Annotated in this window: 22 protein-coding genes; 7 read left to right on the top strand and 15 right to left on the bottom strand. The window is 62.8% G+C overall.

The window, feature by feature from the left end:
- Positions 1-10: 10 nt before the first annotated feature.
- From J7E80_RS16050 to J7E80_RS16035, 4 genes are read right to left on the bottom strand one after another with little or no spacing between them, the layout of a single operon-like run.
- A complete protein-coding gene (locus J7E80_RS16050) occupies positions 11-1,672 on the bottom strand; it encodes an AMP-binding protein (RefSeq protein ID WP_215053239.1) in 1,662 nt (553 codons plus the stop codon).
- Between the two features lie 31 nt (positions 1,673-1,703).
- Positions 1,704-2,621 (bottom strand): acyl-CoA thioesterase II, encoded by a 918-nt coding sequence (locus J7E80_RS16045; protein ID WP_215053238.1) that lies wholly within the window; start codon positions 2,619-2,621, stop codon positions 1,704-1,706.
- A 4-nt stretch (positions 2,622-2,625) separates the two neighbouring features.
- Complete coding sequence (locus tag J7E80_RS16040; RefSeq protein ID WP_215053237.1) at positions 2,626-3,105, bottom strand: cupin domain-containing protein; 480 nt, start codon at positions 3,103-3,105, stop codon at positions 2,626-2,628.
- A 5-nt stretch (positions 3,106-3,110) separates the two neighbouring features.
- Positions 3,111-4,043 (bottom strand): fumarylacetoacetate hydrolase family protein, encoded by a 933-nt coding sequence (locus J7E80_RS16035; protein WP_215053236.1) that lies wholly within the window; start codon positions 4,041-4,043, stop codon positions 3,111-3,113.
- A gap of 159 nt (positions 4,044-4,202) precedes the next feature.
- Here J7E80_RS16035 and J7E80_RS16030 point away from each other — a divergent pair, with 159 nt between their 5' ends.
- Complete coding sequence (locus J7E80_RS16030) at positions 4,203-4,601, top strand: RidA family protein (protein WP_215053235.1); 399 nt, start codon at positions 4,203-4,205, stop codon at positions 4,599-4,601.
- 150 nt (positions 4,602-4,751) lie between these two features.
- On the opposite strand, the gene J7E80_RS16025 is transcribed toward J7E80_RS16030, so the two are convergent.
- Positions 4,752-5,177 carry a thioesterase family protein gene (locus tag J7E80_RS16025; protein WP_215053284.1) on the bottom strand — a complete coding sequence of 142 codons (426 nt, stop codon included), beginning with the start codon at positions 5,175-5,177 and terminating at the stop codon, positions 4,752-4,754.
- A gap of 192 nt (positions 5,178-5,369) precedes the next feature.
- Between J7E80_RS16025 and J7E80_RS16020 the strand changes: the two genes are divergently transcribed.
- Both J7E80_RS16020 and J7E80_RS16015 read left to right on the top strand, forming a co-directional pair.
- Entirely contained in the window at positions 5,370-5,510 is a 141-nt protein-coding gene (locus J7E80_RS16020; protein WP_215053234.1) for a hypothetical protein, read from the top strand.
- Positions 5,511-5,604: 94 nt separating this feature from the next.
- On the top strand, positions 5,605-6,468 hold the full coding sequence (locus J7E80_RS16015) for a PaaX family transcriptional regulator C-terminal domain-containing protein (RefSeq protein WP_215053233.1): 864 nt from the start codon (positions 5,605-5,607) through the stop codon (positions 6,466-6,468).
- 106 nt (positions 6,469-6,574) lie between these two features.
- Here the strand turns inward: J7E80_RS16015 and J7E80_RS16010 are convergent, their stop codons facing one another.
- The 6 genes from J7E80_RS16010 to J7E80_RS15985 all read right to left on the bottom strand — a co-directional run bounded on the left by J7E80_RS16010 (position 6,575) and on the right by J7E80_RS15985 (position 14,689).
- Complete coding sequence (locus J7E80_RS16010; protein ID WP_215053232.1) at positions 6,575-8,251, bottom strand: thiamine pyrophosphate-binding protein; 1,677 nt, start codon at positions 8,249-8,251, stop codon at positions 6,575-6,577.
- Positions 8,248-9,024, bottom strand: coding sequence for a cyclase family protein (locus tag J7E80_RS16005; protein ID WP_215053231.1), 777 nt, complete (start codon positions 9,022-9,024; stop codon positions 8,248-8,250). The genes J7E80_RS16010 and J7E80_RS16005 overlap by 4 nt, the downstream gene beginning before the upstream one ends.
- An 8-nt stretch (positions 9,025-9,032) precedes the next feature.
- Entirely contained in the window at positions 9,033-10,622 is a 1,590-nt protein-coding gene (locus J7E80_RS16000) for an NAD(P)/FAD-dependent oxidoreductase (RefSeq protein WP_215053230.1), read from the bottom strand.
- A gap of 16 nt (positions 10,623-10,638) precedes the next feature.
- Positions 10,639-12,405 (bottom strand): flavin reductase, encoded by a 1,767-nt coding sequence (locus J7E80_RS15995; protein WP_215053229.1) that lies wholly within the window; start codon positions 12,403-12,405, stop codon positions 10,639-10,641.
- A 50-nt stretch (positions 12,406-12,455) separates the two neighbouring features.
- Complete coding sequence (locus J7E80_RS15990) at positions 12,456-13,697, bottom strand: styrene monooxygenase/indole monooxygenase family protein (RefSeq protein ID WP_215053228.1); 1,242 nt, start codon at positions 13,695-13,697, stop codon at positions 12,456-12,458.
- Between the two features lie 197 nt (positions 13,698-13,894).
- A complete protein-coding gene (locus tag J7E80_RS15985; protein ID WP_215053227.1) occupies positions 13,895-14,689 on the bottom strand; it encodes an SDR family oxidoreductase in 795 nt (264 codons plus the stop codon).
- A 386-nt stretch (positions 14,690-15,075) separates the two neighbouring features.
- On the opposite strand from J7E80_RS15985, the gene J7E80_RS15980 reads away from it, so the two are divergent.
- The 3 genes from J7E80_RS15980 to J7E80_RS15970 all read left to right on the top strand — a co-directional run bounded on the left by J7E80_RS15980 (position 15,076) and on the right by J7E80_RS15970 (position 19,893).
- Positions 15,076-16,059, top strand: a complete 984-nt coding sequence (locus tag J7E80_RS15980; protein WP_215053226.1) for an AraC family transcriptional regulator — start codon at positions 15,076-15,078, stop codon at positions 16,057-16,059.
- 135 nt (positions 16,060-16,194) lie between these two features.
- Positions 16,195-17,508 (top strand): aromatic acid/H+ symport family MFS transporter, encoded by a 1,314-nt coding sequence (locus J7E80_RS15975; protein ID WP_215053225.1) that lies wholly within the window; start codon positions 16,195-16,197, stop codon positions 17,506-17,508.
- Between the two features lie 213 nt (positions 17,509-17,721).
- Complete coding sequence (locus tag J7E80_RS15970) at positions 17,722-19,893, top strand: glycogen debranching N-terminal domain-containing protein (RefSeq protein ID WP_215053224.1); 2,172 nt, start codon at positions 17,722-17,724, stop codon at positions 19,891-19,893.
- Between the two features lie 162 nt (positions 19,894-20,055).
- Here the strand turns inward: J7E80_RS15970 and J7E80_RS15965 are convergent, their stop codons facing one another.
- Positions 20,056-20,283, bottom strand: coding sequence for a hypothetical protein (locus J7E80_RS15965; protein WP_215053223.1), 228 nt, complete (start codon positions 20,281-20,283; stop codon positions 20,056-20,058).
- 366 nt (positions 20,284-20,649) lie between these two features.
- Between J7E80_RS15965 and J7E80_RS15960 the strand changes: the two genes are divergently transcribed.
- A complete protein-coding gene (locus J7E80_RS15960) occupies positions 20,650-21,453 on the top strand; it encodes a gamma-glutamyl-gamma-aminobutyrate hydrolase family protein (RefSeq protein ID WP_215053222.1) in 804 nt (267 codons plus the stop codon).
- A 64-nt stretch (positions 21,454-21,517) separates the two neighbouring features.
- On the opposite strand, the gene J7E80_RS15955 is transcribed toward J7E80_RS15960, so the two are convergent.
- The 3 genes from J7E80_RS15955 to J7E80_RS15945 form a co-directional block, all read right to left on the bottom strand.
- On the bottom strand, positions 21,518-22,357 hold the full coding sequence (locus J7E80_RS15955; protein ID WP_311380858.1) for a sucrase ferredoxin: 840 nt from the start codon (positions 22,355-22,357) through the stop codon (positions 21,518-21,520).
- 82 nt (positions 22,358-22,439) lie between these two features.
- On the bottom strand, positions 22,440-23,645 hold the full coding sequence (locus tag J7E80_RS15950; protein WP_251036974.1) for a cupin domain-containing protein: 1,206 nt from the start codon (positions 23,643-23,645) through the stop codon (positions 22,440-22,442).
- Positions 23,569-23,805 carry a PT domain-containing protein gene (locus J7E80_RS15945; RefSeq protein ID WP_215053220.1) on the bottom strand — a complete coding sequence of 79 codons (237 nt, stop codon included), beginning with the start codon at positions 23,803-23,805 and terminating at the stop codon, positions 23,569-23,571. Before J7E80_RS15945 ends, J7E80_RS15950 begins: the two co-directional genes overlap by 77 nt.
- Positions 23,806-23,824 lie beyond the last annotated feature (19 nt).

Below are 23,824 nucleotides of genomic sequence, written 5' to 3'. Positions count from 1 at the left end.
TCGGTCCCTTCTAGGCTTGGGTTGCGGCCGCGTCGGCCAGCTGGTTGTTTTCGCTTTCGAGATACTGCCGGAGCCGGAAATGCTGCAGCTTGCCGCTGGGGTTGCGGGGCAGTTCCTCCACGAAGCGGATGTCGCGTGGGTACTTGTACGGGGCGATGGTGTGTTTGACGAAGTCCTGGATTTCCTTGCGCTTGGCCGCATCTGCCTCCACGCCTTCACGCAGGACGACGAACGCGCACACAACGGTTCCGCGCTCGGGGTCGGGACGTCCGACCACAGCATTTTCCAGAACGTCCGGGTGCTGGTTGATGGCCGCCTCCACTTCCGGTGCGCCGATGTTGTAGCCGGAGGAGACGATCATGTCGTCAGAGCGCGACTGGTAAACGAAGTAGCCGTCCTCGTCCTGGACGAAAGTGTCACCGGTGACGTTCCAGCCATTCCAGACGTACTTGGACTGCCGCGGGTCATCGAGGTAGCGGCATCCGGTGGGGCCCACGACGGCCAGCCGGCCGGGCTGGTTAGGACCCAGTTCGACGCCGTCGTCATCGAGGATGGCGGCCCGGAAGCCCGGGACAGCTTTTCCGGTCGTTCCGGGTCTGCTGTCCTCGCCGGTGGCTGAGATGAAAACGTGCAGCATTTCTGTGGCACCGATGCCGTTGACGAGCCGGACGCCTGTGGCGTCGTAGACGGCCTGCCACGTTTCCCTCGGGAGATGTTCGCCGGCGGACACCGCGATGCGGAGGCGGCTGAGTAATTCTCCGCGCCCGGCCTTCAGAATGGCGCGGTAAGCCGTAGGCGCGGTGAACAGGATGGAGGCACCGGCGTCGGCGGCATTTTCCGCCAGTTCCACCGGGGCTGCCCGCTCCGTCAGCAGCGCGGAGGCGCCAAACCGCAGCGGAAACACCACCAGGCCCCCGAGCCCGAAGGTGAATGCGATAGGCGGAGACCCGGCAAACACGTCCTCCGGGCTTGGCTGCAGGATGTGGCGGCCAAAGGTGTCAGCGATCGCGAGGATATCGCGGTGAAAGTGCATGGTGACTTTCGGGTCGCCGGTGGTCCCCGACGTCGGGCCCAGAATGGCGACGTCGTCTGCCGCAGTTTCCACGTTCGTGAAGGTTCCGCTCTTGGCAGCGCACCGCTGGACAAAGTCAGCCTCGTCCGTGCCGCCATACCCCAGCACAGCGACTGGCTCGCGTTCGGCAGCAAGGACCAAGTCTTCGGTGAAGCGGTGGTCGGAGACGGCGAGGACCGGTCGTGTGAGCCGGATCAGTGTCGCCACCTCCGCTGCCCGCAGCATCGGCATCGTGGTGACAACCACCGCGCCCGCTTTGAGCACGCCAAGCCAGGCGGCCACGAGCCATGGGTTGTTCGGGCCGCGGAGCATGACGCGGTTGCCTGGAAGTACGCCGAAGTCCTCGGTGAGTACCTGGGCGGCCTGGTTGGACCGGCGCTGCAATTCAGCGTAGGTCCACACGGTGCCATCCGGGGTCAGGAGGGCCGGACGGCCGCCGCCGAACTGTGCGGCAGCATCATCAATGAGGACCGCTGCTGCATTCAACTGCTCAGGGTATTGGAGCTCGGGGAGGGTGAACTCCAGTGCCGGCCAGGTCGAGGCCGGCGGCAGGTGGTCCCGCGTAAATGTATCCACATGGGCCGATGTCGTCATGGCCACTCCTTCTAAGGTTCTTGCTTCTGATGTCGGATTAGGATCCGGGACGGATCATGCCCTCTTGGGCGACGGTGGCCAGGAGACGGCCGTCCCGGTCGAAGAAATGGCCGAGAGCCATTCCCCGGTTGCTCTGCCCGGAAATGGCCTTCTGCGCGTACAGCACCCATTCGTCCGCGTGTCCATCACGGTGGAACCACATGGAGTGGTCCAGGCTGGCCGTGGTGAGGCCGGGTGAGGACCAGTGCAGGCCCTGAGCCCGGAGGAGAGGCTCCAGGATGGTGTAGTCACACACATAGGCCAGGGCTGCACGGTGCAGGTTGGCGTTCATTCGCTGATCCCCGAGGTCTGGCAGGCCATCGAAAGCCTTCACCCAGATGGCCTGGTGGGCCTCTCGGCCGCCCTCGACCTCCACATAGACGGGGCCCGGGACGTGACGCATGTCGAAGCTTCGCCCGCTGGACCAGTATTCCGCGGCAGGGCCATCGACGCCGGCCAGAACCTCAGCCGCACTGCGCAGCGATTCCGGATCGAGTCCGGTGGGAGCCGCTGCCGCGGGAACGGCGGACTGGTAGTCGAAACCGTCTTCGGGAACCTGAAAGGATCCCATGGCCACAAAGACGGTCTTACCGTTCTGGTAGCCGCGTACGCTTCGCGTGGAGTAGCCGCGTCCATCGCGCAGGTGCTCAACCTCGTACCGCACGGTCGCTCCGACATCCACAGGACGCATGAAGTAGCTGTGCATGGAATGGAGCGCCCGGTCGTTTTCCACCGAGAGCATCATGGCTGCCGCCGACTGTGCCACCATGTCTCCCCCATAGGCCTTGGGCCAGGGAACGTACTGGGTGACAGCCTCATAGGCTTCTTCATGCACCTGGGCCGGAACCTGAGTCAACTCCACGGCACGGAGAAACGTGGCTGACGTCAGCGTCTTGGCCGGTGTTGTGGCATTCATGGCGCTATGCCCGCCGGTATCCGGCGAGGGTGTCATCAGCCACGTCGTCGAGGTTGACCACGATGTTCTCCGGCGTACGGGTTGTGAGCCATACCAGTTCCTCTGTAACGGACATGTTGGCCTCCACATGTGGCATGAACGGGGGAACGAAGACCCAGTCACCTGCGTTCATGTCCTGGTATTCGGAGAAGTTTTCGCCGTAGTAAATGCGTCCGTGGCCCCGCAGGACGTAACCGCCGGTCTCGGCTTCGCCGTGGTGGTGGGGCAGGGAACGGTATCCGGGAACGTTGGAAACCTGTCCGAACCAGATCTTCGTGGCGGGCGTGTGCTGGATGGAGACGCCGGACACGCGGACGCAATCGCCGGACTGCGCCGTGTTGGTGTCCTCCAGTCCTGCACGCGTGACGACGGGGACGACCTTGCCGTCAGGGCCGGCGTAGATCGAATTGTCGCCCTGGGTCAGGTACTCGGTGGTGTTGGTCATGGTCTTCACTCCTTGGTAGCGGTGGTTGCGGTAACGGGCGCGCGCATGGCGGCAGCGCCCTCGTTTTGATGGATCCGGATCGTATTCTCCAGGCGTCCGATGCCAGGAATTTCTGTTGTCAGGACGTCTCCGTCCTGCAGGAAGCGCGGAGGGATCATTCCCATACCCACTCCCCCGGGTGTGCCCGTCAGGACGAGGTCCCCCGGACGGAGGATGGTGAACTGTGAGATGTAGGACAGAAGGCGCGCAGGACTGAAGACCAGCGTTCTGGTGTTCCCTGCCTGCACCAGTTCGCCGTTCACGTAGCCGCGAACCTCAAAGCCTCCTGTCACGTCCTCGGGTGTGACCAGGACCGGCCCAACCGGAGTCGTGGCGTCGAAGGCCTTGCCTTGGAACCACTGCAGGGTGCGGTTCTGCCAGTCGCGCATAGATACATCGTTGGCCACGGTGTAGCCGGCGATCCCATCCTGCGCCTGCTCTTCGCTGGCCTGAAAGAGGACGCTTCCGACGACGACGGCCAGTTCGGCTTCCCAGTCGACTTTCTCGCTTCCGAGGATTTCGACCGTGTCCGTTGCGCCGGTGAGAGTGTCCGCATGCTTAGCGAAGAGGGTCGGGTACTCGGGAAGATCCCGGCCCATCTCCTGAATGTGGTCACCGTAGTTCAAGCCGCAGCAGATGACCTTGCCGGCTTCGGGCACCAGTGGCGCAAATACAGCGTTGCCGGCGTCTATCACCGCCGTGCCCTTGGGCACTACATTCGCCCCCGGACGTTCGGGAGAATCCGTGGCCCCAATCGCTGCCCCGACTGTAGCCCGCCAGTTCGGATCGGCCAGGAGCGCTCCGACGTTCGAGTAGGGCAGCGGCAGAAACGCATCGGCGCCCAGGCCAATGACCGCCGTCGTACCGTCCCCGCTGGTGCGGAGTGTGGCCAGTTTCATCCGTCTGATTCCCTTCGATCTGTACTCGGTTACTTTGAGTTTTTTGATATGTCGACTTTTTTACGATCGTCACATATGCTCAAGGTAGCACGACGGAAAGGATTCAAACAAGGGTCTTTTTCGCTAGCAGGAAAACCACTCACTTTCAGGAGGAGCAGCATGAGCAAGAGGACCGTCAACCCCGAAGCACTGCCCAAGCCGTCCGGTTACGCCCACGGCATCCTTGCCGGAAACGCGGTATACCTGGGTGGCCAGACCGCCCTGGATCGCGATATGCAGATCGTCCCCGGCGGCATTGTGGAACAGTTCAGGCAGGCATTCTCGAACGTGCTGACCACGTTGGCGGCAGCCGGTGGTCAGCCCGAGGATCTGGTCAGCGTCACCATCTACCTGACCGACGTCGATGACTACATGGCGCACGGGAAGGAAATCGGGCGGATCTGGCGCGAAATGGCAGGCTCGGAATATCCGGCCATGGCAGGAATCGGAGTCAGCCGCCTGTGGCAGAAGGAAGCAATGATAGAGATCCAGGGAATCGCCGTTATTCGGGATCACTGAAGCCAGCCAGACATCAGGGACTCCCGAAGGCGGGAACTCCCCCAATATCTGGACAGGAACCTCCGGCAAAGCCACCGGCTCTGATTGAGCCGCCGGCTTTGCCGGAGGTTCTTTTTGTGTCAGGAATCCGGCGCTGTTGCCTTGAACCCGCTACTCGTCTCTCGCGGAAGCAACCGCATCCACGACGGCGGCAGGCCAGGGTTGTGCCTTCTGGAACCCGGGCGGAACATGGGCCACGGTCACAGTCCCGAAAGCAGCCAGGCCGCCAGGCAATTCGCCGTGCGGATGACCGTGGATTTCAAAGGCGTAGGTCATCGAGGTCCTGCCCAGTTTGGAAATGCCGACCGTTGCGGTGATCCCCTGACCGAACCAGAGTTTGGCCTTGAAGTGGATCTCCTGGTGGATGCGGGGCACGCTGGGAAAATAGTCGGGCAACTGGAGCGTGCGCAGGAACAGCTCGGCCTCGGCGGACTCCACCCAGCGCATGACGGCCGAATTGTGCTGATGGCCGGACGCATCCGTATCCACCCACTCCACGGTGCGCTCGATACTGGCACGGGGGTTCAGCCGGGACATGGCGTCCACAGGGGCTCCTTTCGGTTCCGAGATTCAGGATATCTCAAGACTGACGATCGCAATCCAACGAGCATAACAATTTATCGCGATCTATTTACGATCGTCACAACATCGTCATAGAATTATTGCACCTGCATGAACGGCGGAACCATCGCGTGCTCCGTTCTACATGCATTTCATAAGGAGACGACGATGTCTGATTCACGCTTTGAGGAAAACAAGGAAAACACCCACGAGCTGTCCATGAGGGTTTTGCTCGAGGAAGAGTTCAAAACCGTGTTCGGTGGCACCACACCCGTCACTACTCCCTGGGCCGGCCTCACCTTCATCTAGATGAGGTTCATCTAGACGAGGTTCAGCTTGCCAAAGGGCTGCCGATGTAGCCTAAGACAGTAACTGAAACCCGAACTATTAGAGGTAGAGCTGAATGGCCAAGGCCGATGCCGTCCCCGACGTTGCTCCGATGCCGCGCCATCAGCACCTGATCGTTACCGTGTATGGCTTGTACGCGCGCAACCAGGAAGGGACCTTCGCCGTTGCCGACCTCATCCAGCTCCTGGGAGACCTGGGCGTGGAGTCAGCGGGCGTTAGGTCCTCCGTGTCGCGGCTGAAGAAGCGCGGAGTGCTGGTCAGCCTGCGACGAGGCGGCTCCGCGGCCTACAAGCTTTCACCTGAACTTGAGGACGTCTTTACGGCGGGCGATGAGCGGATCTTCGCCCCCCGCCGCGCCCGGAAGGACGATGCCTGGCTCCTGGCATCGTTCTCGGTCCCCGAGGCGCAACGGCACCTCCGGCACAAGCTGCGAACCATCCTGACCCGTGTCGGCTGCGGCCAGGTATCCCCCGGATTGTGGATTGCCCCCGGCAACCTGGCTGATGAGGTGGAGCAGCAGCTGCGACGCGCCGGCCTCATGGACTATGTCGACCTGTTCAAGGCAACCCACCTGACCGAGGGCCATATCCACGAGAAGGTTGGGCAATGGTGGGATCTGCCCTCGCTGGAAGCGCTTTATACGGACTTCCTGGAGCGGCACGAACCTGTCCTGCAGCGGTGGCAGCAGCGTGACGGCGAGGATTCCGAGTCCCCGGAGCTGCTAAAGCAGGCCTTCGCCGACTATGTCCCCATGGTCACTGCATGGCGCCGGCTGCCCTACATGGACCCGGGGCTTCCTGAGGAGTACCTGCCTCAGAACTGGCATGGCCTTGCCGCCCAGGAACTCTTCACAAAGCTGCACGAGCTGCTGGGTCCAAAGGCCCAGCGCTATGCGATGTCCGTCGTCGGAGCCAATTAGTGCGAGCAGACTAGCTGTCGCACGAAAGGGCCCGGCCGGCTGATGCCGGGCCCGGCCCCTTCGCTGGATGATGGAGCCTTTCTCAGCGGCCCAGTTTCATGGCCAGTCAGTGGCCTTGGAATGCCTCCGCCAGCCACCAGGATCCGCCATCGGAGGCGATCTTCGCGTCGATCACGATAGGGCGTTCCTGCTGTCCGTCACGGTAGGAGGAAACCCAGTTGCGTACGGGCTGCAGGTCGTCCACGGTGCGCACTGTGACGCCATCAGCACCGTATCCCCTCGCGATGGCCGCGATGTCAGTGTCAGGGAACGATACCGTGCCCAGCTCTGCCGCATCGTGGTGTTCGGCAAAATGGTGAACCTCGGCGCCGTAGGCGGCATCGTTGTAGACGATGCAGACGAGGGGCAGTTTGAGGCGGACGGCGGTTTCCAGTTCGGCGATGCCCATGAGGAACCCCCCATCACCTGCCCCGAGGACCGGCAGGCGATCCGGGCGGGCAATGCTGGCCCCAATGGCCGTGTACAGCCCCAGGCCGATTGCCTGGAAGGCCTGGGTGAAGCAGAAGCCAAACTCGTCCGGTACCGCCAGATATTGGCTGGGGTATCCCATGAAGTTGCCCGAGTCGACCGCGACAATCCTGTCCGTTGGAAGGATCGAATCGAGTTCCCGGCTGATCACGCGCGGATCGATGGATGTCTCCGTGGACAGGTCCGGGGTTTCGACGTCCCGCCATCGTGAAGCCTGCTTGATGATCAGGGCATTCTGCTCGGTGCGGTACTTTTCCTCGGAGGCAGGCTGAATCCTGCGCAAGGCCTCCAGGGCGTCTTCTGCCACGAGGGCAGAGTCGCCCAGCACTCCAAGCGTTATCGGCCTGTTGGCGCCCAGGGAGGCGTCTTCGAGGTCTATCTGGACAACCTTCGTGCCGGCGGAGATCAGCCGGCCGTGGCGCATGGTCCACATGTTCAGCGTGCAGCCCCATCCAATAATGAGGTCTGCGCCGCTGATGAGCTCGGCTGTGACAGGCGATGAAAATCCACCGGAAATGCCGAGGTTGTGGGAATCACGGTTGAAGAGGCCGCTGGCAACGGCCGACGTCGCCACGAGGGCCCCCGCGTGCCGGGCTAATGCCAGAATGTCGTCCCTTGCTCCCCTGCCGCCGCGTCCAGCGACGAACACGGGACGGCGGGCTTCGGAAATGAGGGCCACAAGCTTTTCCACGGCGTCACCATCAGGCCGGATGCGTGACGGTTCCTGAATCCCAACAGCGCTCACCAAATCCGCTGCCGCTGCATTTTGCACATCCAGCGGCAGGTTCAGGACAACAGTACGGCGCTCGTTGACTGCGGTCCGGAAGGCCCTGACAGTGTCTGCGATTGCGGTGTCGGCTGAATGGATCCGTTCGGCCACTGCCCCGACGCTGCGGGCCAGTGCATCCTGGTCTATTTTGAAGTTCGATCGGACTGCAGCCGACTGGGTGTCAGCGGTGAGCACGATCAGAGGTGTACGGCTCTTCGCCGCTTCGCCGATTCCTGTGATGGCGTTGCTCAACCCGCAGCCTTGGTGGGTTGTCACTACGCCTATTTTCCCTGACATCCTGGAGTAGGCATCAGCCATGGTGGCTGCTCCGCCCTCGTGCCGGGCCGCGGTGTAGGGAACGCCTTCCTTTATCAGGGCGTTGGTGACGTCAAAGTTGCCGCTGCCGACTACCCCGAACACATGGCCGACGCCAAGTTTGGCCAAGGTCCTGCCCACCAGAGCGGACACTTGCACTTTCTCGTTCATACGGCCTCCACCAATGCGTAGACGCGGCTTGGACTGCCGGTTCCGCCGACGATCGGCAAGGGAGCGACCACCAGGGTCGCTCCTACTGCCGGGAGCCGGTCAAGCTGCCGGAGTGATGTCACTCCGTATTTGTCCGCCCCGAGAAGGAAGGAGTGGACCGGGAACATGGGATCCATATTCGCCGCTTGGCCGGCGTCGATGCCGACGGTTTCGACGCCGAACCCGCTGATTCTGTCGTTGCCGGCAATCCACTTGGCGGCGGCGACAGAAACACCGGGGGTGTGCGGCCCGTTTTCATCGGCATTGACGAATTCCGCCGCATTTCCCCCGCGGGCGGACCACCCGGTCCTGAAGATTACCCAGCAGTTCTCGGGCAGTTGCCCGTGCTCTTGCTGCCACTGCTCAAGGTGCTCCGGTTCGAGCAGGAAATCAGGGTCCTGCGCCGCCTCGGCACTCTTGTCGATGACGACGGCGGGGCCCACCAGGCGGCGGGGCTCGATCCGGTCCACTGACTTGCCTTCGCGGCCCGTAATCCAGTGGACGGGTGCATCCAGATGGGTTCCTGCATGCTCGCCCACAGTGACGTCGTTCCAGGCCCAGGCGGGACCGGCGTCGTTGAAATTGCTGACCGGTGAGAGCGTGAGGCCAACCGTGTTGGCGAGGGGCTGGGGCAGGCTAAGTACGGGGGTATCACCACTGAGGGGCGTCGTGAGGTCGATGACTTCTATGGAGCCATCGGACAGGGCTGCCGCCAGCCCGCTTAGGACAGACATTTGTTCTCCTATGGTTTTGATGTTGAGTTCAGTTCTTGGGCTACGAGGTGACCCGATCCGCCGGACAGCCCCGGACCAGGATGGGTGGAAGCGCCTATGTGCCACAAGCCCCTGACAGGGGTCCTGTGCCCTGCGGCCTGCGGAAAGGGACGCCACAGGAGATTCTGGAAGAGCTCCGCGGAGCCGCCATAGGGGTCTCCTTTGACGGCGTTGGGGTTCTCGGAGGCGAGGTCAGTGGGTGCGAGGATGTCCCATGCCAAGACCGAGTCCCGCGTACCAGGTGCGAACTGTTCGAGCCTGGACAGGACCCGTTCCATGTACTGTTCCTTCAGCTCTGCTGGCCAGCCGCCGTCGACACTGAGCACCCCCGCGGCGTCGCCCTTTGGCGCGAAGGGCACTTCCTGTAGTTGTAACCAGAGAGTCGCCTTGCCGCTGGGAGCCCTTGACGGATCAAGAACGCATTGCTGCCCTACCACCACCGTGGGCTCCGCTGGCAACAAACCTGCCTCGGCCTGGGCGCAAGCGATGCCCGTACTGTCGGCACCGTTGCTCAGGTGCACCAGGGGCACGGTGTTCAGCCTGGCGTCCTGCCATTCCACGGGCTTGTCCAAGGCAAGGTGGATCTGCATTGCACCGCGGCCGTTCTGGTACCGGGCGGCCGCCTTGGCTGGACCGTCCGGTGCCTGGCTGAGCAGCCGGGAGTACAGGGCCTGCGGAGACACGTTGGCAAGGACTGTGCTGGTCCTGATCTGGCCGCGGGAGGTTTTCAGGCCGACAACCCTGTTGGCCTCCACGAGCACTTCGTCCACCTCTGTCTCCAGCAGGATTCGCACGCCCTTTTCTCGCAGCAGTGACTCAAAGGCAGCAACAAAGTTCGACGCCCCGCCCTTGACGACGGGAAGTCCATGACCGTGCATGCTCAGGGCCATGACCGGAAGCATGACGCCCCCGGTAGCCTGGTCCGGGCCAAGGCCGGCGTGGAGCAGCCAGGGGGCCCAGAGCTGGTCTGCCTCCCACCCGTCAAAGCGGCTCCTGAGGTAGTTGCGGCCGCTCATGACGGCATCCCGCACGAAGGCCTCCGTGCCCTTGAACCGTCCTCGTTTCAGCGCGCCGAGGGCGATCTTCGCGACCTGCCTGAAGGATCTAAGCTCCGCGCCGAAAGCACCGAAAATGGTGCCCGCGTTGCGGCTGAGGTCTTCCAGCATCGTGAGGTATGCGGCTTCATCCCCCGGCGTTTGCAGAGCCGCCGCAGTAACGGCCGGGTCGCGATGGGCAATGACAACCCGCTGCCCGCCCGTACGGGGGTCGGCAGCCACGCTCGCTGTTACGGGACCGTCAGTGTTGCAGTATTCCAGCCCTCTGGCATGCAGTTCCTGTCCCAGGGACTGATAGGCGTTTCCTGAGACGAACAAGGGGTGCCACGAGGAGAAGGTGTCGTGGATAAAACCGGCCAGTGTCCGCTGGGAGGAGTGGATGAACCCTCCCAGCCTGTCCTGCCGCTCGATGAGGCACACGTCCTTGCCGGCGAGGGCAAGCTCCGCTGCCGCCACTAAGGAATTGATCCCTGAACCGATGATCGCTATTTCGCCGGAATTCATGCAGCGCCACCTCCTATCAGAAGTCCGGGTGGCTGGCGGTCGCGTGGTATTTTCCGCCTTGGAACACCAGGGGCGCCCCGCCCGGGTTTTCGTATTTCTCAACCTCGCCCACGTAGATCACATGGTCACCGGCGTCGTGGCGGGATACCGTCCTGCATTGGAACGTGGCTACCGCCCCCTCCAGCAAGGGAACCCCGGCAATTCCTTCCGAGGTTTCGGCTCCGGCGAATTTGTCGGCTGAAGGGGTGGCGAATTGCCGGGACAGCACGTGCTGGTCGCTCGCAAGAATGTTGATCGCGAAATGGGTGGATTCCTCGAAATCGGTGAGGCTTGGAGCCCGCTTGCTGGGGCACCACAACACCAGAGGGGGTTCCATTGAGACGGAGGTGAACGAATTGGCGGTCATGCCCACCTTTCGACCATCCGCCGCAATGGTAGTGACCACCGTGACGCCGGTGGCGAATTGTCCCAGCGCGCCCCTGAAATCCCGGAGGTCAAAGGCGGCTGAGTCTTCCGCCTTCTGGGCCAGCACAAAATCTGCGGCCGCCGCAGGGTCGAACCACCATGGATAGAAGGTCCGGGGATCATCAAATCCGGCGGCGATGCTTGATGCCAGGGAAGGATGTGCCGATGCCTCGCTCATTGCCACCCTCTGGTGGTCCCTCCGGGGCTTGAGCATGTCATTCGTCCACGCGACTGCCCATTGGCCCCAGCCACGCCAGAACTCATCGAAGGTCCGTTCCATCCACTGCCGGTCGAACGGCTCCTGGCCCCTGCGAATGATGGAATCGAGGTAGTAACGGGAAGCCAGGGTGGCATTGTTCGAGCCCTGGCCCGTGAGCGGGTCGTTGAGAAGCACGGCGTCTCCGAGGCCGAAAACCAGTCCTCCGTTGCTTAACTCCCCGACGGCGGAACGCACCGTGGGGGTGATGCGTCCCAGGAGTGTAGCGCCTTCGTCCGTCAGGACCGCATGTGCGAAGTTCTTCGCTTCATGGGGAAAGTGCTCCTCCAGGATTTCCAGGGACCGCTGCAGCTGCTCCTCAGGAGTGCTGACGTCGGTCCAGCGGTCCATGGGACCGCCGACGACGCCCTCGAAGACCATCATTTGGCACGGTCCGGAAACCGTCAGTCCGGGAAAGGTGAAGAATTCACCGACGCCGGGCACCATGGCCATGCGAATGCCGTCACCGCCCTGCCCGGTCTGTTCTCCGGCCCCAGGCTGCTCCCCACCCGGATTGCCGAGCGAAACGTAGTTCAGCGCGAGGACCCGCTGCGGCCGATCGAAAGGTGACTTGGCCTTGTCCCTGGGGAAGATCTGGCCGATTTCGCCCTTTCCGGTGCTGACGATGACCAGATCATAATCGCGTGAGAGTTCCTCCAGCATGCGCGGCGTGACTTTCTCGATGCGGAAGTCCCCGCCTGCGGCCACGAACGACTCGATCCAGGCGGCGCTCTTGATCCGCTGGTCGATCGAGCGGGCCGGCGCATCCAAGGCCGCCTCCCATTCAATCGGATCCGCCGGGCCTTCGCCCTCGACCCGAAACCGGATGGCATTGATCTCAGGCACGGTCCCGGTGTCATAGAGGCTCTGTAGCGCCGGGCCCAGCTGCGCTTCCGCGGCGAGGGCGGTGGCAAACATGCACTGGCTGGACATGACCTTGCCTGTCCGGATTTGGGCGGCCGAACGGTCGGAGAAGAGTGTAATCGCGTACCCTTCCCGCTGCAGGCCCAGGGCCAGTTGGGCACCGGATTCACCGGCTCCAATAATTGCAATCTTTCGCATTGTCAGGCTTTCTTCAAACGAAGTCGTTGAGCAGTGGGGCAAAGGAGCGGCTAGGGAACTCTTGCGGCATCGACGCTTGCCAGGTAGGTGGCGGCTTTGTCCGGGTCCATGAACCATTCCTGGTAGTCCGGCGGATTGTTGAAGCCGTTCACGAACCGGTTGGCGATTTCCTGTGACTCGTTCGCTGCGGTAAGAATTTGCAGGACGTGTGGCGGGGGCGGTGCCAGGAGGGCGTTGGTCCAGTGGGCGACGTGCCGGGCGTAGTTCCAGTAGGTTTCGAAGGTTGCCTGCATGAAGGCTGGGTCGAAGGCGCCGTCGCCGTGTTCCGTGATGCTCTTCAGGTAGGAGGCTGCGCATTTGCTGGCGTTGTTGGATCCCTGGCCGGTGATCGGGTCGTTGAGGACGACGACGTCGGCCAGGCCCAGTACGTGCTTGCCGCTGGGCAGCGTGGCGATGGGATGGCGGACGGTCGGCGGGAACCGTCCCTGGAGGAAGCCGTTCGGGTCGGTAAGTTCGACGTCGGAGGCGCGGTCGGCTTCCCACGGGAGGTAGGTGTTCAGGATGTTTTTGGAGGTTTCCAGGTGCTCCTGGGGTGTCAGGCCTTTCCAGCAGTCCATCGGTCCGCCGGGAATGCCTTCGAAGACCATGATTTCGCAGGGACCGGTGGTTGTCAGGGCGGGGAAGGAGAAATATTCACCGATACCCGGTATCAGGTTGAAGGAGACGGCGGAGTATTCGGACCTGGGCGTCATTCCGTTCACGTAGGTCAGCGCCAGGGCCCGCTGGGGCGCATCGTAAGTGCTTCTTTGAACGTCACGGGTGAAGAGCTGGGCAATTTCGCCCTTACCGGCGGCAACAATCACTAGATCGGATCCCCGGGCATGCCTCTCGAGATCCTCGACCCCCGCGTCCTGAAAGATGAGTTCGCCGCCCCGCTGGACGAAGGCGTCCATGAACCGTGGGAACTTCACTCGCTGGTCAATGGACTTGGCGGGGTTGTCCAGCCGGGAGGCCCAGCCAATGGCCTTCTCCCCCGGAATCTCAGCGTGCGGAACGGTGAAGGAGATCCCGTCCACGGTAGGGGCGTCGGGCCAGAAATCCAGATCGAGGCTGCGTTCGTGTTCCAGTGCGTCGTGGAAAATGCACTGGCTGGAGGAGACCTTGCCCTCGCGGATTTCCTCGGGGGTTCGGTTGGAAACCATGGTGACGGCGAACCCGGCCTCCAGCAGGCCGATTCCGAGCTGCAGGCCCGACTGCCCTGCTCCAATGATGGTGATGTGGCGTTGCGTCATAGTGTTGCCCTTTGTCCTTAGTTTGTCTCGGTATGCCTGGATGGCCTGGGTCCGGTCGCCGCGGCGAACACGGTACGGGAATCTGGCTCAGATGGGGGCGAGAAGTGGGTTGGTGGCCGGCATTGGCGCCGGTTTGGCGGGGTTTGTTCCCATCCTTGGCGCCGCTCGTGAACCACCTTGACGTTCTGCACTTGTCCTCACCTCTCTTCAGCTGCGAGCAGGGGTATGGTCTCCTCGGCGCGTTCGGGGCCCAGAGCGGAATACCCGCCGTCGACCGCCCAGTCGGCGCCTGTGACGAAACTTGCGCGATCACCGGCGAGGAAGGCGACGACGTCTCCGATCTCCTCGGGCCGTCCCACCCTTTTCAGGATATGGAACGGGGCCGCGACAGCGTCCGTTTTGCCGATGTTTCCGTTGGTGAGCGTGTCCATGATGTTGCTCCAGACCCACCCGGGACTCACCGAGTTGACCCTGATGCCGTCCTCCGCGAAATCCACTGCCATGCTCCTGGTCAGCTGGACGAGGGCAGCCTTGCTTGCCGGGTAGAGCCACCGCCCCGTCTGGGCAACGGAACTGGAGATGGAGGTGAAGTTGACGATTGCTCCGTGCCGGGAGGCCTTCAGGTAGGGACGAGCCGACTTGGCTGTCATAACCGCGCTGACGAGGTTGACGTTAAGTGCCTCAAGCCAGTCGCTTCGGCCGGATCCTGCACCGTCGTCTGTATACGTACAGGCAAGGTTCACGAGGATGTCGATGCTTCCATGCGAGACGAGGGTTTCGTCCATGAGGCGGGACAGCGCTTCGTCATCGGTGATGTCTGTCTGTGCAAAGTGGATGCCGCTGCCGAGGGTGCCGAGTCGGGCGCCTCCTTCGGCATCAATATCGGCGACCACGACGGCGGCGCCAGCGTCGCGCAGCGCCGTAACCACGCCTTGGCCGATTTTTGTAACGCCTCCGGTGACGATCGCAGTCCTGCCTGAGAGTTCGGGCATAGCCAAACCTTTCATAGGTAAATCAACGGGATAGTTTGTTGTGGTGTGGGAAGCTCGTAACGCTTTTTTCACTTGCAGCGACTCTAGCCACAGGGTGAAATCCGGTATATCCGGTGTGCGCGACGATCATCCGAAAAGCGAAACGACTACCTGGCAACGGGGCTGGGTGCGGGCTTTGGGTGGGTCCGTTCCCACTCCAAGCGCCGCTCGTGCACGAGCTTGACGTTCTTCATTTGCACTCACCTCGCTCAGATTCCGTTGTTGCCTTTGTATGACGTGCGTCATACTTGTCCTAGAAGTGACTCTATTCACACCCTGAAAACCGGTATATCCACTTGGCGCAGGGCTCATCCAAAAAGCGAAAAACCGGGGAAGTCAGGTGCTCAATGGTCAGGATTCTTCCGCGTGACGTCTTGAGGGGCCGCCCCACGGTAGCCACAACCGACGTCGATGACGCGCACGAGAAGATTGCCAGCCTTTTCTGCAGCCACGACCTTGTCCCGCAAACGCGTGGGACGTCCGTGGATATGAAGCTGCGGTCTCTTCACAGAGGAGACGTCGGAATTGAATACCTGGACTATGGGGCCGAGGTCCGCATCGACCCGCAAGGCCTGGAGAGTTTCCATCTGATCCAGATTCCCCTGACGGGGCATGCCCGCATGGAGGTGGGCTCAAGCACCGTAGATTCCAATCCAAGGATGGCGACGGTTCCACCGGTCGATCGTCCCTTTTCGATGGTCTGGGACCGCGGAACGCCGCATTTGATCGTCTATGTCCGCCGCCTGGCGCTCGCCACCGTGGCCGAACAGGTGTATGGCGAGGCTGCCGGCAAGGCCATGGATCTGGGCTACTCAATGAACCTCGCGACTGAGCCAGGGCGTGCTTTCCTGCGATCCGTCGTCGAACTTCACGATGACATGATCCGCCCGGCCCAGGTCACCGCGCCCGCCTTCGTCCAGCGGCTGCTGGTAGACACCATGATGTCGCGGCTGCTCATGGCCATGGATGAGGCCGCGGGAACTGCCACCGACCGCAATCAGGAATCCGAAAGCAGGTTGATCCGGGCGTTCCGTGAACTCCTTGAGCGCCATGCCACCGAGGAACTCTCCGTTCCTGACATCGCCGAATGCCTGGGCGTTTCGGTCCGCACTCTGCAGACGGCCCTTCGAGCGGAGTGCGGGGCGTCACCCTCGGAGCTCTTGCGCAGGGCTCGCCTGGACCGTGCCCGCGAATTGCTTCTGGCGGCGGACCCTCGGGAGCAAACAATCATCTCCATAGCTGAACGGTGCGGGTTCTCGCATCAGGGACGCTTCTCGGCGTTGTACCTCGACGCGTTCGGTGAACTGCCTTCCGAGAGTCTGCGGAGGTAGGAACCCTCCATAAGTTACGACATGGTGACGATCGTTACTATCTCGCTATGGCCTTCTCTTTACTATCGCAAATAAAGCGTGACACTATTGGCGTGACCCGCACCACACGCTCCTTGCGAAGAACGAGAGGCATCCATGGCACAGTCATTGCCAACGGCAACACGTACCGCCGCCGCCCCACCCGCATGGAAGGGACACTCCGTCCTTCTTCTGTGCTTTATCACCATCGTCTTTGACGGATACGATCTCGTCATTTACGGCTCAACCGTCCCGTCGATCCTGAAGTACCAGGAGTGGGGGCTGACGACGGCCCAAGCCGGGGCGATCGGCAGCCTGGCCTTGGTCGGCATGCTGCTGGGAACAATGTCGGTGGGCATGCTCACCGACCGTCTGGGCCGACGTCGGATCATGCTGGCCAGCATCATGATGTTCTCCATCTGCATGCTGCTGACCGCGTTTGCACCATCTGCCGAGATCTTCGGCGCGCTGCGCTTCCTGACGGGACTTGGCCTGGGTGGAGTGGTCCCCACCTGCATTGCCCTGACCGTCGAGTACGCCCGCAAGGAAAGGCGTCAAATAGCCAACGCCCTCATGTTCAGCGGATACTCGGTTGGCGGCGTGGGAGCATCCCTGCTGGCGATCAACCTTCTCCAGCACGTCGAATTCCGCTGGTTGTATGCGATCGGCGCCCTGCCGATGGTGACCCTCCTGCCGGTGGCATGGAAGCTGCTCCCGGAGTCAGTGGCGTATCTCGCCCGCACCGGACGCACTGCAGAAGCGGAGGCCACCGCTGATCGTTTTGGCCTGATCTATCCGGACATCGTTTCCACTGAGGACACAGGCTCGGCGACCGCCGCCGGAAATTCGAGTCTTAAGACCATCTTCACGCGCAAATTCCTGCTTTCCACCATCCTTTTCGCCTTGGCGAACTTCTGCGGCTTGCTGCTGGTCTACGGACTGAACACATGGCTGCCCCAGATCATGCGGCAGGCGGGATTCAATCTCGGCGATTCACTGACATTCCTCCTTGTTCTTAATGCAGGCGCAATAGTAGGCTCCATCAGCGCCTCGATGGTTGCGGACCGGATAGGGATCAAAAGGGTGGTCACGGCCTCGTTCCTCCTCGCATTCGTGGCCATCCTGATGTTGACCCTGCAGCTGCCTCTGGCCATGCTGCTGGTCATCGTTGCTTTCGCCGGCCTCGGTTCAGTGGGAACCCAAATCCTGGTGGGCGGTTACTGCGCAACGCACTACCCACAATCACTCAGTGCAACAGCTTTGAGCTGGTCGTTGGGCGTCGGCAGGATCGGCGCGATCTGCGGCCCGATCATCGGCGGTGCGGTAGCCAGCCTGGCTTTCGGCTGGCAAATGAACTTCTACATGTTCGCGATCTTTGCGGTCGTTGGCTCCGTCGTTGTCTTCACCGTGCCGCGAAAAGTTCATCCCTAAGCGTGCCTTTTGAACAGCGTCAGATCCGCAGCTCCGTCTCGGGTCTGGCGCTGTGCAAAGCACTTCCCGTAGCTGTGGGCCCGGCCAGACCATGCAGTTCCCGCCGCAGACTCCCGGCCGCGCGGCTGGGGATCTGGCGCGTGTTCGTCGCTGGGCGTAGATTCAATCAATCCAACATGATGGCGAAGTGGCGTTCTTCAAAGGGGAGCCAAGATGGCCGGATGGAATGCAGACAATGCAGCAGGTTCCACGGGACTGGGTGCGGTAACACTGGTGGAGGGATCGTCCTTCTGCATTTCCTTGCAGAACGGGGACATCTTCGCCCACCACCCTCATGGTGTTTTCCACCGGGACACGAGAGTCCTCTCCCGCTGGTGCCTGACCGTCAACGGCCAGGAGCTGGAGCCGCTGGGCGCATGGACTCCTTCACCGTTTCGAGCGACCTACATCGGCAGGGCCGTGCGCGCCGACGGCCGGGCGGACAGCCCGCTAACGGTTGTACGCAGTCGGGAATTGGGGGCCGGAATCCTGGAGGACATCGCTGTCCACAATTACTCCCAACAGCCGGCCGCCTGTGACATTGCCCTCTCCGTGGATGCGGATTTCGCTGACCTCTTCGAAGTGAAGGACGGGCGATTCCATCGGCAGTGGGAACAGACACGTCGGGCTGAGGACGGGGCGCTGAGGATTGAGGCCGTCTGGCAAGGGGTGAGGAAGGACGTCATCGTGCGAGCATCTGGCTGTGATGTCAGCACCGATGGTCTCCTGTTCCGCGCGGTTATTCCTGCTCAAGGACAGTGGAGTGTCCAGGCGACGGTAGTTCCCGAATTGGGGGACGTCGCGGAAGGACTGTTTTTCCAGCCGGCTCCGGATACCGTCTCTCCGCAGGACAGGCGGCAGCAGGCCTGGGTTGCGACCATTCCTGTTCTCAGTCTGGGCAATCCGGCTGTGGAGCGAACGATGCTTCGCAGCCATGCAGATCTGGGCGCCCTGCGAATCGTCGACCCGGACCATCCCGACCGCATGGTCGCCGCCGCGGGTGCGCCCTGGTTCATGGCGCTGTTCGGGCGGGACTCGCTGCTGTCCTCGTCCATGATTCTGCCCCTTGATGCATCACTGGCACTCGGGACGCTGCAGACTCTGGCCGACCGGCAGGGATCCGTGGAGGACGTCCTGACGGAAGAGCAACCGGGGCGGATCCTGCATGAGGTGCGGTTTGGTGTCGGCACGGGTCTGGCACTTGGCGGCAAGTCCGCCTACTACGGCAGCGCCGATGCCACACCCCTGTTCGTGGCCCTGCTGGGCGAAGTCTCCCGCTGGGGAGTCTCCGCGGAGGACATCGCGGCGCTGCTTCCCCACGCGGACCGTGCTCTGGGCTGGATCCGGGACTACGGCGACCGTGACGGTGACGGGTTCGTCGAATATGAACGCCTCAACGACCAGGGGCTCATCAACCAAGGCTGGAAGGACTCGTGGGACGGAATCAATTTTGCCGACGGCCGCCTCGCGGAGGCTCCCATCGCGTTATGTGAGGTGCAGGGTTACGTTTACAGCGCTTACATCGCCCGTGCCTGGATGGCCCACGACGCCGGCGATAAGCACTTGGCAGCTGAGCTCCAGGACCGCGCCGCGCGGTTAAGGAAGCGGTTCAACGAGGTCTTCTGGCTGCCTGAGCGCGGGTACTACGCGATCGCGCTCGACCGGGACAAGCGCCCGGTCGATGCCTGCGCCTCCAATATGGGCCACTGCCTGTGGTCCGGCATTGTCGATGCCGACAAGGCTCAGCAGGTTGCCGACCGGCTCATGTCGCCGGAGATGTTCAGCGGCTGGGGGGTGCGCACCCTTGCCACGGACATGGGTGCGTACAATCCGGTCAGCTACCATAACGGCTCGGTCTGGCCACATGACAATGCGCTCATAGTGGCCGGCCTGATGCGCTACGGATTTGTGAAGGAAGCCCAGACCCTTTCCACCGCACTGCTAGAGGCCGCCGAATATACGGACAACAGGCTTCCGGAACTGTTCTGCGGGTTCAGCCGAGCCCAGTTCCCTGAGCCGCTCCCCTACCCGACGGCCTGCTCTCCGCAGGCGTGGGCGTCTGCGGCCCCGGTGATGCTGCTCCGTAGCCTTCTGCGCTACGAAGCCCATGTTTCATTGGGCGGGCTTTGGATGGACCCGGTGTTGCCGGACTCGTGGGGAGCCATGCATGCATCCAACGTACCGGTGGGTGCGGCGCGGGTAACTGTGGATATCTCCGGAATGCAGGCGGCGGTGGAGGGACTCCCGGAAGGGATGGTGTTCCATAGGGGAACCCGGCCTCCACTGACCAACGTTGCGGAGCTGGAAATGCTGCGCCGAAACGTGGCCCCCAGACGCGATGGCTAGCCTGTCCCGGACATGGCCATGCCCAGTGAGTCCGGGCAGTGTACAGCCACGAAATGGCACAAAAGGGGCTTGCTGGACGGCGAAGGAGGTCAGCGGGCCGCTGCGATAACGGCGTCGAATACCCGTTCAGGGTCTTCGGCGAGGCGGTTGAGCACTTAGAGCCTAGATGGAGTATTCACGTGTGGTGAAATTATCGGCGCGCAGGCGGTCCAGGGTGGACGTGCCCAGGCCAAGAAGCATCTCAAACTCGACGAGCGGAACGTCGACGAGTCCGGGATGCCTCCGGAGCAGTTCATTGATCAGCCCGGCGTCGTGGGTCGCAAAGGAGACCGGATGTCCGGCGTCGAGGATCCGATCGGCAAGGCGCAGGTAGTTCTGCTGCAATGCCAAGGGGCACCAAGGCATTCGTCACGAGACGGGCGTTCTCCAGTGCGAGTAACGGACTGACGATTGACCCGATATGGGAGAGGTCAACGGAGACAGTGCTGTCGATTCCGGCCTGGCATCGTTTATCCGATCTTAGAGAAGACCCGACGTCCCATCCGCCAGCATCGGCGCCAATGTCCTCTTTCACCCCTGCGGGCGGCAGCTGCAGCCAGCGTCGGATTGAGCGGGAACAGGTTGCTGTTAGTTCCTGCCCGCGGCAATGAACTCGTGTCGGCCGGACATGGATACCCAATAGTGACGGCCCCGTAACACGGAGTACACATGCCGTTCGTAGCCTTGCAGTAGGAATTTTCCCGAAAGGACATGTGCATGAATGCCGCAGACACCGCAATCAAGCCAATTATTGGGCTGACCACATATCTTGAGCGGGCCGGCACCGACGGGTGCGGCAACGTGCGCGCCGCATTCCTCCCTGAAAAATACCTCACGCCCATCCTTGACGCCGGCGCGGTTCCGATCCTCCTCCCGCCCCAGCCCACGACCGGAGACATGATCGAACACCTGGTCAGCAGGCTGGACGGGCTGGTCATACCTGGCGGCTGGGACGTGGATCCGGCCCGATACGGCCAAGAGCCGCATCCGGAAACGGACTCCCCCCGGCCCGAACGCGACGAATGGGAAGCCGCCCTGATCCTCGAAGCGATCCGCCAGGATGTTCCTCTTCTCTGCATCTGCAGGGGTGAACAGCTGCTCAACGTCACGCTCGGCGGCACCCTGCATCAGCACCTGCCCGATGTCCTGGGAACTGGCCACTACCAGCTGGGCGGCTACCAATTCAATGGCATCCATGTCGACATCCGGCCCGATTCCCGCCTTGGCCGGCTCCTGGGGGCTGACGCACTGGAAGCCGTTCCCGTTTCGCACCACCAGGCCGTGGACCGCCTTGGCGAAGGGCTCATCGCCACCGCTTGGAGTGAAGACCAGATAGTAGAAGCAATTGAGCACCCCGGCGCAGGCTTCTGCGTGGGCGTGCAGTGGCACCCGGAACAGCTGGCGGACGAGAAAGCGCTGTTCCATGGCTTCGTGGAGGCGGCCAGCGCCAAGATGCTGTCGCGGCTCCGCCCGGCTGCTGTGGATTCCCTGGACTTCGCGCACGAAATGGCTGCAAACTAACTCCTATCCGACGCCCTGAACCCTACTCCCACGTTTGAGGGGTACCCTTCGGTAAGCCCGGCCTTCAAGATGCGCGTATCGAAATGAGCTCGTAGACCACGGCCGAGCTCCTCACCGGTCCGCGGCAGGTCAACTGACAAGGCGGGGCGTGGTGGGCCTGCAGTTCGACGTCGACACGCGCCTGGTGAGGGGGGCGGCCGGTGATTCGGATCCGCCAGTGATCGCCGTGGCGGAAGGTTGCAGCGACCATGTAGTCATTCCGGCCGGCCGGGCCGAAACATCTGAGCATGGCCGCGACAGCGGCCTGCTGCGGTGGGAAGAGATCCGTGTATCCGCGCAAATACTCTGCATGGATACGACCAGCGAGGTGCTCTTCGATCGTGGCGACGGACGAGTCGGCATCCAGACCGCCATAGTAGACGCCATCGGGTGCGACAACGACGTTGGCCGCGAACCTGTCACCGCCTACGTGTGAGCATTCCCACACCAGCTCCGGCCAGCGCTCGCCCAGTGCACGTCCCACAGGCCGTCCCCACACGGCACAGCATTGGTCATGTTGACCGTGCGTGCAGACCAGGATGACGGGGGGAAAGCCGAGCTTTCCGCGGATGCCCAGGGCTGTCGCGATCTCCGCCAGATCCTCATCCTGGCTCCACATTCCCCATTGCTGACGATAGGCGCCGGAGTCCTCATGGCGCAGTACGGCCCAACGGCTCTGACCCTGACGCCGGCGGGGGCCAGGCCGCCTCACCAGCAGCACCCGCGCTCGCGCCGCCTTCGCGGCGGAGAGCACGAGTGCTTTGGTCTCAGGGTCCAGATCAAGGCCCTCGAAGCCGTTGAGCGGCCACCCGCCTCGGTACTCGATGAGGACCCAGACGACGCCATGCGACGCCGTGCCAGCCACCGGGTCGCCGCGCATCCGGGCGCCTTGAGAGCAGAAGAAGCGTTCCGTGGCGGGCCACTGTGGCGGAGTCACGCTGTTTAAATCACTGTTCAACGGGAACGAGGACCCCCGCGCGCAACAGTCTTTCAACGAGTTCGACGCCGAGATCGTTCGCGGTGTGAACCTCCCCGTCGAGCAGGCGCATCACCGACGGCAGATCGGTCTCCGGGAAGTCGAACGAACCCACCCGCGTGGTCAGGCGCGAGCTCTCAAGCCGTGCTTCCAGTGCATCGCGAAGCCGGACCACAGACTCAGGGCCCAGGCTGTCGACGGCCGCCAGCTGTGCCAGCGGTCCCAGCGGTGCCGGGCGACTCTGACGTCGCCGGGCACCGTGGAACAGAGGAATGGAATCAGCCTCAGCGAGGGCGGCGGCGAGGCGCTCACGGACGACATCGATCTCCCCGTTTGGCTCGTCTACGCCCAACGGCAACGTACGGCGCATCTCGGGATCGTCGCCTAGCACTGCAAGCGCGGCCTGCGTGAGCTGTTCGGCCAACGCATAGCGGGTCCAGCTATGGACTCCAAGCGTGAGGTGGATGGAGACCTCGCCCTGCGCCTCAGCGGCATGCAACCAGCCACGCGGCAGGTAGAGGGCATCCCCGGGCTCGAGCACGGTGTCGATGTAGGCCTCGCCCTTCGCGGCCTCGGCGACGGCGGAGCGGCGATCAGTCCAGGGCTGATCACGCAACGGGTCCGGATGGACCGGCTCGTGGATGATCCAGCGCTTGGTCCCCTCGATCTGCAGAACGAAGACGTCGTGGACGTCATAGTGATCGTCGAACCCACGGTTCTGAGGCGGCGTGATGTAGGCATTGGCCTGCACCGGATGTCCGAGCTCGCTGCTCAGCATGGTGGTGAAGTCCGAGACTGGTTCCCACGTGCGGTGCAGAGCCTGCAGAACGAGTGTGGCACCGTCGGCGAATTTCCGCCAAAGCGCGGTGTCGTCGAGCTGGTCACCGATGGTGGCACCGACGCCGGCGGGAGAGGTGAATGACGAGTCGGGAAATGTAGAACCACCCTTAGCGACGCGGAGAAAGGGTGTTCGCAGTCCACGGCGCGAGATCAGTTCGTCGACGGCCTCGGGAGAGAACAGATCGGAGAAGTCACTGGCGCAACGCGTAAGCAGCGCTGTGCGCCCCCAGACGTCGCCGGCGAACCTCTCACGGCCAATGTCAATTAGACGTGTCTCCAGGACCCCGGCGCCTTGCACTGCGCCGGGGTCCTGAAAGTCCGTGCGGGTGGTGCTCAAACCTAGCTGCCCTCGGCTCCGCTGTCGGCACCCCCGTCGGCTCCGCTGTCGGCACCCCCGTCGGCTCCGCTGTCGGCACCCCCGTCGGCACCACTGTCGGCTCCGCTGTCGGCACCCCCGTCGGCTCCGCTGTCGGCTCCTCCGTCGGCTCCCCCGTCATGGGTACCCGGGACGCCTGC

The organism is Arthrobacter sp. ISL-28, from assembly GCF_018613875.1.
Taxonomy (GTDB): Bacteria; Actinomycetota; Actinomycetes; order Actinomycetales; family Micrococcaceae; genus Arthrobacter.
The sequence above is the reverse complement of the archived record's forward strand: the minus strand, read 5'-3'. Positions and strand labels throughout refer to the sequence as shown.